Annotated in this window: 15 protein-coding genes; 9 read left to right on the top strand and 6 right to left on the bottom strand. The window is 46.6% G+C overall.

All coding sequences use genetic code 11. The annotated features are described in order from the left end of the window. Positions 1-37: 37 nt before the first annotated feature. The 4 genes from NH568_RS07670 to pomA all read right to left on the bottom strand — a co-directional run bounded on the left by NH568_RS07670 (position 38) and on the right by pomA (position 2,829). Positions 38-220, bottom strand: a complete 183-nt coding sequence (locus NH568_RS07670; RefSeq protein ID WP_253046131.1) for a hypothetical protein — start codon at positions 218-220, stop codon at positions 38-40. A 217-nt stretch (positions 221-437) separates the two neighbouring features. Continuing rightward, on the bottom strand, positions 438-953 hold the full coding sequence (locus tag NH568_RS07665) for a hypothetical protein (protein ID WP_253046130.1): 516 nt from the start codon (positions 951-953) through the stop codon (positions 438-440). A gap of 173 nt (positions 954-1,126) precedes the next feature. Continuing rightward, a complete protein-coding gene (locus NH568_RS07660) occupies positions 1,127-2,059 on the bottom strand; it encodes a flagellar motor protein MotB (protein WP_253046129.1) in 933 nt (310 codons plus the stop codon). 2 nt (positions 2,060-2,061) lie between these two features. Then, a complete protein-coding gene (gene pomA, locus NH568_RS07655; RefSeq protein WP_138543906.1) occupies positions 2,062-2,829 on the bottom strand; it encodes a flagellar motor protein PomA in 768 nt (255 codons plus the stop codon). Positions 2,830-3,070: 241 nt separating this feature from the next. Here pomA and xseB point away from each other — a divergent pair, with 241 nt between their 5' ends. From xseB to NH568_RS07610, 9 genes are all read left to right on the top strand, one after another. Further along, positions 3,071-3,316, top strand: coding sequence for an exodeoxyribonuclease VII small subunit (gene xseB / locus NH568_RS07650; protein ID WP_253046128.1), 246 nt, complete (start codon positions 3,071-3,073; stop codon positions 3,314-3,316). 3 nt (positions 3,317-3,319) lie between these two features. Continuing rightward, positions 3,320-4,207, top strand: a complete 888-nt coding sequence (gene ispA, locus NH568_RS07645) for a (2E,6E)-farnesyl diphosphate synthase (RefSeq protein ID WP_349288010.1) — start codon at positions 3,320-3,322, stop codon at positions 4,205-4,207. Positions 4,208-4,418: 211 nt separating this feature from the next. Next, positions 4,419-6,278, top strand: a complete 1,860-nt coding sequence (gene dxs / locus NH568_RS07640) for a 1-deoxy-D-xylulose-5-phosphate synthase (RefSeq protein ID WP_253046127.1) — start codon at positions 4,419-4,421, stop codon at positions 6,276-6,278. Between the two features lie 315 nt (positions 6,279-6,593). Then, the gene (gene deoC / locus NH568_RS07635) at positions 6,594-7,358 is read left to right on the top strand and encodes a deoxyribose-phosphate aldolase (RefSeq protein WP_253046126.1); all 765 of its coding nucleotides are present in this window, start codon (positions 6,594-6,596) and stop codon (positions 7,356-7,358) included. Further along, entirely contained in the window at positions 7,358-8,086 is a 729-nt protein-coding gene (gene deoD, locus NH568_RS07630) for a purine-nucleoside phosphorylase (RefSeq protein ID WP_253046125.1), read from the top strand. Before deoC ends, deoD begins: the two co-directional genes overlap by 1 nt. An 84-nt stretch (positions 8,087-8,170) precedes the next feature. Continuing rightward, positions 8,171-8,671 (top strand): hypothetical protein, encoded by a 501-nt coding sequence (locus NH568_RS07625; RefSeq protein ID WP_253046124.1) that lies wholly within the window; start codon positions 8,171-8,173, stop codon positions 8,669-8,671. A gap of 301 nt (positions 8,672-8,972) precedes the next feature. Continuing rightward, positions 8,973-9,590, top strand: a complete 618-nt coding sequence (locus tag NH568_RS07620; protein WP_253046123.1) for a tail fiber protein — start codon at positions 8,973-8,975, stop codon at positions 9,588-9,590. 431 nt (positions 9,591-10,021) lie between these two features. Next, positions 10,022-11,818, top strand: coding sequence for a hypothetical protein (locus NH568_RS07615; RefSeq protein ID WP_253046122.1), 1,797 nt, complete (start codon positions 10,022-10,024; stop codon positions 11,816-11,818). 335 nt (positions 11,819-12,153) lie between these two features. Further along, on the top strand, positions 12,154-12,387 hold the full coding sequence (locus NH568_RS07610; RefSeq protein ID WP_054014624.1) for a helix-turn-helix transcriptional regulator: 234 nt from the start codon (positions 12,154-12,156) through the stop codon (positions 12,385-12,387). A 48-nt stretch (positions 12,388-12,435) separates the two neighbouring features. Here the strand turns inward: NH568_RS07610 and NH568_RS07605 are convergent, their stop codons facing one another. Beyond that, positions 12,436-12,969 (bottom strand): hypothetical protein, encoded by a 534-nt coding sequence (locus tag NH568_RS07605; RefSeq protein WP_253046121.1) that lies wholly within the window; start codon positions 12,967-12,969, stop codon positions 12,436-12,438. Between the two features lie 134 nt (positions 12,970-13,103). After that, complete coding sequence (locus tag NH568_RS07600) at positions 13,104-13,802, bottom strand: methyltransferase (protein ID WP_253046120.1); 699 nt, start codon at positions 13,800-13,802, stop codon at positions 13,104-13,106. Positions 13,803-13,823 lie beyond the last annotated feature (21 nt).

The raw sequence follows: 13,823 nt of genomic DNA, 5'->3' as shown, positions 1-13,823 counted from the left end.
CTATCTTTAATAAAAACAACTATTTAGAGCCTGTACTTTAGGGACAGGCTCTGACGTTATTGTCTGGCATGTCTGAGATTAGATGCATCAGCAAACGTGTAATACCAATTTGCTTAATTAAGTGTTCTATTTTGAGGCGAGAAAATGGGGTCGATAACAAGGCAAAAATTTTGCTATTTAGTTGTTCTAAATGAGAAATTTTTAACGCCGTTAGCGTCATATTTGCTCCTTCAAATAGAACAGGTATTAAGTGAAATTGGTATAACTATGAGTAACGTTATCGCTAAACTTCTTATGCCTTATCGCAGGTTTGTAATTGAGCAAATTGGTATCAGAAATGAAATCAGTTGAGGCCCAGTTATATTCAAAGGCGCATCAAGTATCAATATGAACTGTGGAGTGCTATACAACACACAAGGGGCCTGACGAGCTCAGGGTTAGCTGGTTTCTTCGGTGACTTTGTTGGTTTTTCTGTTTTTACCTAACACATAGATAAGCGGCACAAAGCATAAGAATACCGTGGCGTAATTGACCAAAGGCAATATGGTCTTGTAAAGATATCCGGAGTAACTCAGGTCCATGAGTTGTCTGTCTACCAACCTGAACAACTGTAAGATAGGTGCTGGAATAACAATAAGTTGGCAAGCTATGCTTTGCCACATGTACATTCTGTCTTTCAGTGCCCAGTAAGCCACGATTGCAATAAAGACAATGTCATTCAAAGCCCAAAAGATATATCGATAAATTTTTTCATCATCGATACTGCGGATTGGCTCAGAGGTGAAATAACCTATGACATAAAAGACCCAGCACAACAGCGCATAGCGAAGCGCATATTCATCTTTCAGAATGTAGAAGATAACAACGGCCAGACTCACCAACGCAGTTTGGGTATCAATGATATTATGCAGTATCGCATTAACACCTAAACTGTTTATAAATGAGTCTGACATAATTTTACACTGTTAGCTTGTTAACTACTTCGGCTTTTCATCTTCATCAGCCCCACCACCGTTACCTCCTGGCATATAAACGAATTTATCTTGCAACATTACGCTCTCCTTTTTAAATGAACTGATTAGATCGTCGGTTAGACTAGCCCAAGAATCGGTACCACGCAATACCTCTAGTTATTTTCTCGCACATTTATAGGGTCTGATTCTTTGGCTTTACCTTGCATAATCGATATTTCTACACGACGGTTACGTCGCCTGTCTACGTCTGTTTCATTTGGCACGAGAGGCCGGGTGTCGGCATGCCCAACTACCACCATGCGGTTTTTATCAAACCCAGGAACTGTTTGCATTTCAGTTGCTACCGCAACAGCTCTCGTCGCGGAAAGATCCCAGTTATTGCTGTAGAGTTCATTGGAAAACTGAAAGTCGTCCGTATGCCCGGACACGGTTATTTCGCCAGGAACATCTTTCAACAATTGGGCAATATCCTGGATCACAGGTTTAAATTTTGGTTGCAAGAATGCACTACCCGATGGGAACGAGCCGTTCTCCTGAATACGTATGATGATCTGTTGACCAAGTGATTCCAGTTCAATTGCACCATCCATGATTTGCTTTTCGAGTTGCTGCGCAATTTTTTTCACCAATTCATTTACTTGCTCTTGCTCCGCGGCGGCAATTGCCTGAGTCATGGACTGCTCTTGGGCTGTACTGGAAGATTCACCACCACGCTTGTTACCCCTTTGTTCTTGTCGGCCGCCCGCTGAACTTTCGTCACCCGCTTGAAATTCTAGCATTTGCTGGGTCATTTCAACGGTTTGCTGCTGAATCGTTTCAATGGGGGTGGGCTCCGGTTTACCTGGTGTGAACTCCATCGCAATCACACTGGTGCCCTTGGGGATGTCTTTTACTTCAATCTTGTTTTGCACACCAAATGCAAATTTCATCGAGCCTGCTATTTGCTTAAATTTCAGCACATCCATTTCTGAAAACGCCAGCAGTAGTACGAAAAAGCACATCAATAGTGACATAAGATCGGCAAAGGTCCCCATCCAGGCAGGTAAGCCCGGGGGGGGACATTTGCATTCGTTCTCGTCTGACATAACTACTCCTCGGCCTCGCCACCTCGTTTAGATTCAGGCAGATAGTTTTTCAGAATACCTTCTATCACTTTCGGGTTTTGGCCGTCCTGTATGCCCAAAATAGCATCCAGAATCAATCGCTGATTACGCTCTTCCTCGTCTTTACGCAGTTCCAGTTTTACCTGAATAGGAATGGCGACTACGTTCGCCAGAAACGCACCGTATAAAGTGGTCAATAGTGCAACGGCCATAGCAGGCCCGATTGCCTTAGGATCATCCATGTTCGATAACATCGCTACCAGACCAATCAGGGTCCCAATCATACCCATTGCAGGGGCGATATCCGCCAGGGACTTAAACAACCCGGCACCCATCTCGTGACGAGTAGAGGTCAGTGCAATGTCTTTTTGTAACGTCGCCCTGACAACATCGGCATCATGGCCATCCACCAGCATATCAACGCCCTTACGCATAAATGAATTGGGGATCTCCGCTTCTTCTAACGCCAGAAATCCACCTTTACGCGCTGAATCAGCAAGCTCAACTGCTTTTTCAATTAACTCTTCAGGTGTTTCAAGCTTGAACATAAAGGCCTTACCGGCCACCTTACCTATGCCAAAAAACTGGCTCATGGTAAAGTTGGAAAGCACGATAAATATCGAGCCACCAAACACAATAACCACTGATGGAGTGTTGTAAAACATGGCAATCTGGCCATCACTACTAAGTACCATGGACATCACAATCAAGCCTATGGCCCCTAAGATCCCAATCACGGTTGCTAAATCCACACACCCTCCAAAGGAAATTACCCGTTATCTATCACGCAGTTATTATTATCGACAGAGTTATCGGCCAGTTTTGCAATAACTTAACTCAATTATATTAAATTGCCTTGAAAATGCGAATTCATAAGCCATTGGCAATTCCCGCAGACTATATAACGCAAAAAGTCCGAGAGATCTTTGACCTCAATCTGTAATACTCATAAAATTAGGCGTTTTTTAATTTAGCTCAAAGTGAAGATTGCACATGGCGACAAAAAAACCGGAAAACATGAGCTTTGAAGAAGCTGTTGGCGAGCTTGAAGGCATAGTACAGGACATGGAACGCGGCGAACTGACCCTCGAACAGTCACTCAAGCAGTTTGAGCGGGGCATCAAGTTGGCCAATGCTTCCTCACACAAGCTGCAGCAGGCAGAACAGAAAGTCGCGATCTTGCTGGGCAATGATGAACAAAGCCCACTGAACGAGTTTACAGACGAGCTGGAACAATAAACGGTGGATTTACAAGCACAACTTGCCCAAGCCAGAGCCCAGGTAGACAAAACCGTGGCCAGCTACTTTGCACAGGAATTGGACAGTGACGGCACAGCCATTGCAGCAGCACGCTACAGTATTAGTAATGGTGGCAAGCGATTGCGCCCGTTTCTTGTTTACACGACAGGTCAGATTTTTGGGGCTGCACCTCATGATCTAGATGTTGCAGCCGCTGCGGTTGAATGTATTCACAGCTACTCACTGGTCCACGACGATTTACCTGCAATGGACGATGATGACTTACGTCGCGGCAAACCGACCTGCCATATCGCCTTTGATGAAGCGCAGGCTATTTTGGCGGGTGATGCATTGCAGACGCTGGCATTTGAGTTGTTATCCGGACACGCATTCTCAGCACCGGCAAAGAACCAGATTACCATGATCAATACACTTGCGAAGGCTTCTGGCTTACAAGGCATGGTGGGAGGTCAGGCACTGGATTTAGCCGCAACAGACAAACCTGTCAGTCTGGATGAACTTGAGCGTATCCACCGCTTAAAAACGGGAGCGCTGCTCACTTGTGCCATTGAGCTCGGCGCGCTGTGTGCACCCGATGTGTCGCCGCACACTCTTGCCCGATTACGTGAATATGGCAAAAATATTGGCCTGGCATTTCAGGTTCAGGACGACATTCTGGATATAGAAGGCAATACAGAGGTGCTAGGCAAACCGCAGGGTTCTGATCTGGAACACAATAAATCTACGTATCCTGCACTACTGGGTTTGTCAGGCGCAAAGCAAAAAGCACAAGCACTGGTTGATGAAGCAAAGCGGGCATTACAAGATATTGATGCGGACACACAAGCTCTGGCTTTGCTGGCAGATTATATCATCGCCAGAGATCACTAAAGGTCGGAGACAAGCTAGCAATCGACTGATAAGTCGCTAAATTAATAACTAGTTAAGTTATACTGTGGTGCATTGCAGCATGTAGCTTGAAGACTAAGGCCATAGGTGGCCTGCCAGTATGACTGAGCACCAGAAACAGATTTTATAAATTTAATGGCAGACAATGATGACAGTTTAGTCAGCAAACTCTGCCCAGGATAACATAATCAATATGAGTCTTGATAACAGCAAGTATCCCCTTATGGCATTGATAGAGCAGCCCGATCAGCTGCGCACTTTGCCGCAACACAAACTGACCGAGTTCAGTAATGAACTGCGCGACTACCTGTTAAACTCGGTCTCGCAAAGTAGTGGTCACCTTGCCTCAGGTCTAGGTACTGTAGAGCTTACTGTGGCGCTGCATTATGTCTACAATACTCCCGAAGACCGTTTAGTATGGGACGTTGGCCATCAGGCTTACCCGCATAAAATACTCACGGGTCGCCGTGACAAGATGCATACCATTCGTCAAAAAGACGGTCTGCACCCTTTCCCGTTTCGTGAAGAGAGCGAATACGACACATTCAGTGTTGGTCACTCCAGTACCTCTATTTCGGCAGCACTGGCCATGGCCATTGCCGCAGAAAAAGAGCAGCAAGGCCGTAAAGTCGTTGCAGTGATTGGCGATGGTGCCATGACCGCAGGTATGGCTTTTGAAGCGATGAACCACGCCGGTGATGTGAAATCAGACATGCTAGTGATCCTCAACGACAACGAGATGTCGATTTCTGAAAACGTGGGGGCATTAAATAATCACTTCGCACGTATTTTGTCAGGCAGTTTCTACACCAATATCCGCGAAGGCGGTAAAAAACTACTCTCAGGTGTGCCGCCTGTTAAAGAGCTGGCCAGCAAGGTTGAAGAACACCTCAAGGGCATGGTGATACCGGGTACCTTTTTCGAAGAATTGGGCTTTAACTACATCGGCCCCATCGATGGCCACGACGTGAATATGCTGGTTGATACGCTCAGAAACATGCGTAACCTCAAAGGCCCTCAGCTGCTGCACGTAAAAACCCAAAAGGGGAAAGGCTATCAGCCTGCGGAAGCCGACCCGATTGGCTATCATGCAGTGCCTAAGTTTGACCCAAGCATTCACAGCAAACCTAAGTCAAAACCAGGTGCACCAACCTTCTCGAAAGTCTTTGGCGACTGGCTATGTGATATGGCAGAGCAAGACAGCAAGCTGATGGCTATTACCCCGGCTATGCGTGAAGGCTCTGGCATGGTACGTTTTTCAAAAGAGCACCCGAACCAGTACTTTGATGTCGCGATTGCTGAGCAACATGCCGTAACCTTAGGTGCCGGGTTTGCCTGTGAAGGCTTAAACCCAGTGGTGGCTATCTACTCCAGCTTTTTGCAGCGGGGTTACGATCAGCTGATCCACGATGTCGCATTGCAAAACCTGCCGGTACTGTTTGCCATAGACCGCGCCGGGATTGTGGGTGCTGATGGCGAGACGCACCAGGGCGCTTACGATTTGAGCTTTATGCGCTGTATTCCCAATATGGTGATTATGGCCCCGAGCGACCTGAATGAATGCCGCCAGATGCTTTACACCGGTCACCGTCTGCAGCAACCAGCCGCGGTACGCTACCCAAGAGGCTCAGCTGGTGACGCAGAGATTGAAGCACAGATGACTGAGCTGGAAGTGGGCAAAGCGAACTTGCTACGTACAGGCCAGAAGATCGCCATTCTTAACTTCGGTACCTTGTTGCACAACGCAAAACCAGTCGCAGATGCACTGGATGCAACTTTAGTTGATATGCGCTTTGTGAAGCCACTTGATAGCGACATGGTAACTAAGCTGGCAGCTGAGCATGACCTGCTGGTGACATTGGAAGACAATGCCATTGCAGGCGGTGCAGGCAGTGCGGTCAGCGAGCATCTGGCCGCTGCGCAGATCCTCAAACCCATTTTGCACCTCGGTATTCCGGATGAATTCATCAAGCATGGTACTCAGGATGAGATGCACACTGAAATGGGCCTGGATGCCAATGGGATCCAGCAGCGGATTGAAGCTGTTTTATAACGCTGTCAGCTCTGCTAATAAAAAAGCCACAGCCCTTGCTGTGGCTTTTTGTAATTAGAATTCACCTATTTAATTTGCGTCATATCAAAATAACACGCTTTTAAGCTGGAAATCCGATGCTGACTGTCAGACAATCCCTCGGTGATTAAACGGAATTAGCTTGAACACAGCGTACAAGTCTTCATGGAACCAAGTCCACTCGAGTTCCCAAATTGTCGAGTGAGCAATGCCCGCCTGCGCCCCTCTTCTGCCATTTGGGAAAGTGGTTCTTTGCTGCCTGACCACACTATATCGGCAGCACAATAGGAGTCCCCTATGTCATTAACACAACTCAAAAATGCTGCTCAGCTGGCGCTCAATTGTATGGATTTAACCAGCCTGACCGGCACAGAAAGCGACGAGGATATTATTCGGCTCTGTCAGCAGGCCAGTTCAGAGCTTGGTTCCGTGGCTGCCATCTGTGTTTATCCGCAGTTTATTCCGCTGGCCAGACAGCATCTGGATCCAAGTATCAAGATTGCCACTGTCAGTAACTTTCCGCACGGCAATAAGGACATTAATGCAGCAGTTGAACAAACTCGTGCAGCTATTGCACTCGGCGCCGATGAAGTCGATGTGGTTTTTCCCTATAAATCACTCATGGCAGGTGATCCTGACGTTGGGTACCAGCTGGTTCAGCAGTGTAAACAGGCATGTCCTGAGCAAGTAGCGCTTAAAGTGATTATTGAGTCCGGTGAGCTGGTTACACCTGCGCTTATTGCCCGGGCATCGCAAATTGCAATAGACGCTGGTGCCGACTTTATTAAAACCAGTACTGGTAAAGTGGCTGTAAACGCCACGCTCGAAGCAGCCGAAGTTATGCTCACTGCAATTAAACACAGTGGTAAAGAGGTCGGGTTTAAAGCGGCCGGTGGTGTGCGCACCGTTGCCGATGCCAACGACTATCTGACACAAGCCAGACTTATCATGGGACCTGACTGGATTAACAAGCAGCACTTTCGATTTGGTGCATCTGCCCTGCTCAGCGATGTGCTTGCCGCTTTGAATGGCTCGGATGTTACGCCAAAAGGAGAATACTAATGGCCCATCACAACCACCACACCACCGTGCACATCAATGCAGCTGCTGATGCGTTTGCAGATACCGTGCTGCTTCCCGGTGACCCATTGCGGGCAAAATTTATTGCCGAGCACTTTTTGACAGACGTCAAAGTCGTTAATACAGTGCGCAACATGCTAGGTTACACCGGATACTACCAAGATCACAGAATATCTGTGATGGGCACGGGCATGGGGATCCCCAGCTGTTCTATCTATGCCAAAGAGCTTATCACTGAATACGGCGTCCAAAACCTGATCCGAGTTGGCAGTTGTGGCGCAGTCTCTGAGCAGGTGCAGCTCAGGGATATTATTGTCGCCATGGGAGCCTGCACTGACTCCAAAGTAAATCGCCTGCGCTTTAAAGATCATGACTTTGCAGCCATCGCCGATTTCAACCTGCTCAATGCCTGTGTGAAATCAGCCAGCGAGCTTGCACTAGAAGTACAAGTTGGCAATGTTTTTTCATCTGACCTGTTTTATACTCCTCAGCCAGACATGTTTGACCTGATGGATACCATGGGGATCCTGGGTGTAGAAATGGAAGCCGCCGGGCTATATGGTGTGGCAGCACAATATGGTGCCAGGGCACTGACGATACTCACCGTCGCGGACCATATCACTCAAGATATCCATCTGAGCAGCGATGCCAGACAATCTTCTTTTGAGGAGATGATCCAGCTGGCGCTACTGACAGCCCAGTCAGTGTAACCAGCACTGAGCTTGTGCGTGGCACTGCGCACAAGCTACAACAGGTCAGATAATTTCCATTATCACAACAAGTTACTCAGGACTATGACCAAAACCCGACAGCTTATTTATGCGGTTGTACTCAACCGGGGATTTTTACTGTTTCCTCTTGTATTGATCAGCCTGCTGGTTGGTAGCATCACCGCAGAAGACATTCGGTATTTGCTGGGCCATATGGACCAGCATGGCTATCAAAAAGTCATTGATAATGAATCAACCATCACCATTTTACTGATCGGGTTTGGCGCTATCATGGATGGGCGGAAAATCTTCTCCAAACGTATGCTGGAAAGTAAAAACGATCCCTCTCTTGAACAGCATAGTGCACTCAATGCCACTTCTGAATACTATGGCTTTATGCTCATTGTGATTGGGATAGCAATTGAGATTGTCGATCAGCTCACACGTTATCTGCGCACCTTCAATATCGATATTATGGCGTTTGAAGCGATATTCAGTCTGTTCTTTAATGTGGTGGCGCTTATCGTTATGCTCAAAGCAGCCTACAGAATTGCCGCCATTGATATAGAAAAACACCAGCTTTAGGTGAGTACATCGACACCCTATACGCTTAAAACACCTCATGCTAAGCCAGGCCCATTTCCTACTGATACCGCTCACAGAGCAGGTTATGACGGGTAATGAGCCTGCACGACTTGTACGACTAAAATAATTCGCAAAAAGCAGATACGCACCTGCCACACAGCTCGTTCAGGCATGGATTTACGTTAGGGTCAGGTCCAATACTTTGGTTGTAATACAACGTAATATACTTATGGCTTAAACTAGGGTATGGTTTTATATGACTATAAAGTTTTTAACAACAATAAGTTAAGGAGTGAGTGTTATGGCTGTCGACGCATTTATCGGCGAATTAATGCCCTTTTCAGGGGTATTCGCAGTTCGCAACCACGCAGAGTGCAGAGGACAATTACTTTCAATTGCGCAATTTCAGGCGATGTTCTCTATATTAGGCACCTACTATGGCGGTGATGGCCGAACATCATTTGGCTTACCCGACCTGCGCGGACGAAGCCCCATCAGTTATGGCAGCGGACCCGGTTTAAGTAACTATATACCGGGGATGATGGCTGGTAATGAAACAATCCAACTGACTCACAGCCAACTGCCTGCACACACCCATTTGGCATCAGCTCAGGTGGCTGTAGAGAGTACAGCAACGGCTGCAATGTCTGTTGCAGCCAATGGTGCCAACGCAACAATACCCACATCAGAAAGTTATATCGGTTCTCCTGGCAGTGCCAGCTTCTTTAGCCCTACTCCCTTTGCGCAACCGCAACTGGAAGAGATTAAAGGGCCTAGTGTAGCGGTAAGCTCTACAGCACAAGCAGCCGTTCAAGTTGAAAGTGCCGGTTCCAGTACTGCAGTAGATATCCGCAGTCCGGTGCAAGCTATCAGCTGGCAGGTATGCCTTTTCGGTACCTACCCGTCACGCGCCGATTAACCCTGCCATGTCAGGAGGCCAGGCCTCCTGACATCCGTTCCTATTTATATTCCAGTTATGGTACATTGCTCAGGTTAGACTGAGTGTGGCAACCAGCAACATTCATTGATACCTCATGAGGTGCACGATGGTCGTGCATGGCACCTTCTTATTTTACAACGCTGGTACCGCATCGCGGATGTATTACCTACCACAAAACGGCCCTTATTTGTCTGTTGTTTTGGTTTTGGTTTTGGAATACAAATTGCTTATCACCTCTTAAAAGTGAAAACACATTCGACTTCAGGCCAGGCATGGATTAAATACCTGGCCCCTTTGTATTAAAGCGCTTAGGATAACAATCAGGTTCCGCGGTGAACAAACTCCCCTGAAGCCACTAAGTAACAGTTAGTTACGCGGACACTCGTACCATCGAGAAAATGAGGAACAGCATGTCTGAAATTACTACGAAATTCAAAACCGTCTATCAGGAAAACAACTTATCAGAAAAGGACTATTACTTATATGGTTCAGGTGGAGGCGGTTTAGATATCCTTCATTACATAGAAACACATGGCCTCAGAGCCCCTCTCGCGGTCTTAGACCGGGAAGCTAAGCAAGTACCATTCAAAGTCATCAATGCGTATGAGATGCAGTCTGTGGACCACCCTGTCGTTGTATCGTCTATTTCTTTTTACGGTGATATCAAACACGCGCTAGTGAAATACAACAAACAATTTAAGTCTAAACTAATCCCGTTAACGCCATACAGCGACAATGTGACAAACAGGCTTCATATCTCTGAAGCAGCCTGGGCTGAATATCAGACGCTGGCAGAAACTGGATACCGACAGAAACACGCCTGGGTTGGTTCTCAGTTTTATCAGCAAGGTTTTTATATTGGAAAATCCGATGTAATGATGGCTGACAAACTGCGCGCTCTGTGCAATACGCTACCTGAATGTGCTCCAACAGCTGGTTCAAACCGACAAGATTTTGACTATTTTCCTACTCATAAGGGCACACAACATAGCCATTTGCAGTGGCTCGAACTATCCCCAGTGGCTTATCAGCTGATCCAAAAGTTTGTAATACAACACTATGATGAAGTTGCAGAGCAACTCGGCAGCCACTGGAAGATCGTTAACAGTGAAATTTTAAAGTCGACCAACGCAAGTCATACCGATAAAAATGCCAATCAGCCACAACAGCAAAAAGGTCCAAACGCAGTAAACAAGCTCGTACTTTTTATAAGCCCTCCCTCAGATGCTGTACAATGGGACGACGACAATCAGACAAAGATATCAGGCCCGGCTGGCACATTTTTTCTGGCGCAAAATTGTCGCTTACAATATAAAAGTGCCACTACTGAGCAACAAAACAAATTTATCTGCGAACTGACCATTGCCACCAGCCAGTATAAAGATACTCAAGTACGCAGCGTCGGCCAAACATCGGTATTTCCATACAAGCCATGGCAAAGATGTGGTGCATATAAAATAAACTTAGGTGGTGGAGCCAATTTTAATGGAGAAAACTGGATCTGCTATGACGAGTGTGATGGCGCAAACGTTGAACCAATTAGCTTTACACCCAAGACCGTTCTGCCTAATCCAGATGGCACCTGTAGCTTAGTTTATTCATCCCACTTTTTTGAACACATTAATCACGAAACACTCGCCAACCTGCTCGCTGAGAGCTGGCGTATTTTGCAACAAAACGGTGATCTACTGATCAAAATTCCTGATTTTGACGCAGCACGTACAGCAGGGCTAGAGGGTGATATGAGCTATTTCGAACAGTTCTCACAGTCAAAAGAGAAACTAAAAAGCTGGTACTCATATAATGTCGACCCGCGGTGCACACTCACCCATGCGGCCAATGTAATCACCAGTTTCTGGGATGCCGATTACGGACATTTATATAAAGATCAGGGTGCCGACCGCGCAGGTTATTGTGGCCCAGCCAAGCTTTCAAGCTCAGAGTATGCAGAGATTTTTAAAATAGAGTCCATTAACGAAATTTCGAAAATACTGACGGAAAAAATACGCAATACAGAAAGCAATTTTCAGTTTAATCACCAAAATGCGTGGACTAAAGATGAGTTTATTGCCTTAGTATGCGAATTTGGCTTTGAATTAGTATCGACGGACTACGATCTGATCGACTATGCCTTCCCTGATGTACCCGATTTCTCAGCACATAAATCTTTCAGTAACTATTACTATTTTAAAAAAATCACCAGTTAAACTACTGCTATGTAACATCCATAGAACAATTAACTATACCCGGTATATATACGGGGATAGTTAGTTGTTCCGGAGTCTGGCTCTAGCGGACCATTCTGACTTTGCAGCGTCTACTTTACCCGCTTACTTCACCGGCACACTATCCCCATGATGAATCAATTCATAACATACAAATTTGGTGCATATTATTATTTATTTCATCGCAATCTGAGTTACAAATTACCCATTGCAGGAAATAGCAATAGGCGCCCGGCAATCCGTCTTTTAAGTGATGCGATAAGTGCATCATGCGGTACCGGCTTTACCTTCAAAAAATAAACAAAGGAATAAACAGCATGGATTTCTTTTCCCGTTATATTACCGGTGATGACCTTAGGAAGTTAAGAAAGAACAAAGGGGTAACAACGCAGGCGATGGCAACTCAACTGGGGGTTTGCCGTAAGACTTATGAAAACTGGGAGCGAGATGTGGGCCAGCCAAAGCTCAATCAATTTTTTGCCATGGTGACTTTTTGCTCTGTTGATGTCTCTGACTTTTTGACCAAGATACGCCAGCATGGTCAAGCTTAATTAAAGTCCCTCAGAGCATAATGCTCTGAGGGAAGTTCTTAGCCGTATCTAAGCTTGCGCAAGCGGCTGCGGCAGTTCTGTTACCCAGCGCATTTCTCTCATCCAATTCGTCATCGCAGGAAACCCCTTTTCAGGGCAGGTCATGTCCCATGCTGTAAGCAGTGGATCACCAAACACACCACCGTTTTGGAATGTCTCCTTCAGCGCCTGATTCATGCCCTGATAACTATTTTCAGGGAACACCAGATCGATTGACAAGCCTAGATGCCAAATCGCAGCAACAGACCAGGCGGTTGCCGCCATTTCTTCGCCTTCCATCGCTTGTTTTTCGCGCCCGTTTTTGAGCCCGTTTTTGTAGACATCTTTGTGAAGCTGTGACCTGAATATCGGCTCACACACCGCTATGTGGCCTGCTTCATGTAATATATCTCCCGGACAAACCAACTTATCTACATCTATATGAAGTACGCCATGTACAATTTGTAATCCCGGCAGAAACATTGCTCCCTCAACAGGGCAAAGCGCATGGGGCAAATTAATGTCACTCAGAAAGTTACATATGATTCGAGTATCTTGATCCATTATCGGCTCCTTGCACTGGGTAAGCGTTCACCCAGTTTAGTCTTATGTCATTATGTGCGAGTGTAACGTTAGTAAAACACAATAGGTATTACACAAGATTACCTCAATAGCGCCCATTGTACCGTAGGATGAGGTCACATTTTCAAATAGAAATCACGACACAGATCAATAAACGCCTCGCTATACTCACCCATTTTATTTCTCACACACAGACTTTGCTGCTCCTGCGTGGTTTTGTCACGATGAAATTCCAGCATTAGCCTGCTAACAGGCTTGTCGGGCGTCATGGACACATCACAGCGAAGCGCAAGATGCAAACCGTGCTGCTGTGCCAGCGCAATAAATTCATGCCCTTCGTGAGCTGGCAAAATCACCGCCAGCCGACCTTTTGAGTGACTGCGACGCATAAATGCGTCTATCAGATGCACAAAACTCAGGCTGTCGGTATGGCGCGCAGTGTTACGAGCGGCATCTGGCCCTTTTAAACTGTGATTAAAGTACGGCGGATTGCTGATCACCAAATCATAAGGCTGGCCCGAGACGAATGTCTGAATGGGTGTCTGGTGTACTGCAATACCCTGCCAAGGGCTGGCATTGATATTATCAACAGCATCCAGACAGGCCTGCGCATCAATTTCAACCGCATCAATAGCAAGCGATGGGGCGCGCTGTTTGCACATCAAACTCAGTAACCCCGTACCCGCGCCAATGTCGAGCATGCGCTGCGCGCCCGTCACACAAACCCAGGCGCCGAATAGCACCCCATCGGTCGACACCTTCATTGCGCTGCGTGATTGTGCCACCGTAAATTGCTTAAATGCAAAGCCAGCCATTTTGCTCCTTTGAGAAACCCG

It is taken from the genome of Pseudoalteromonas sp. XMcav2-N, assembly GCF_024124545.1.
GTDB lineage: Bacteria > Pseudomonadota > Gammaproteobacteria > Enterobacterales > Alteromonadaceae > Pseudoalteromonas.
This window is presented reverse-complemented; position numbering and strand designations above follow the sequence as displayed.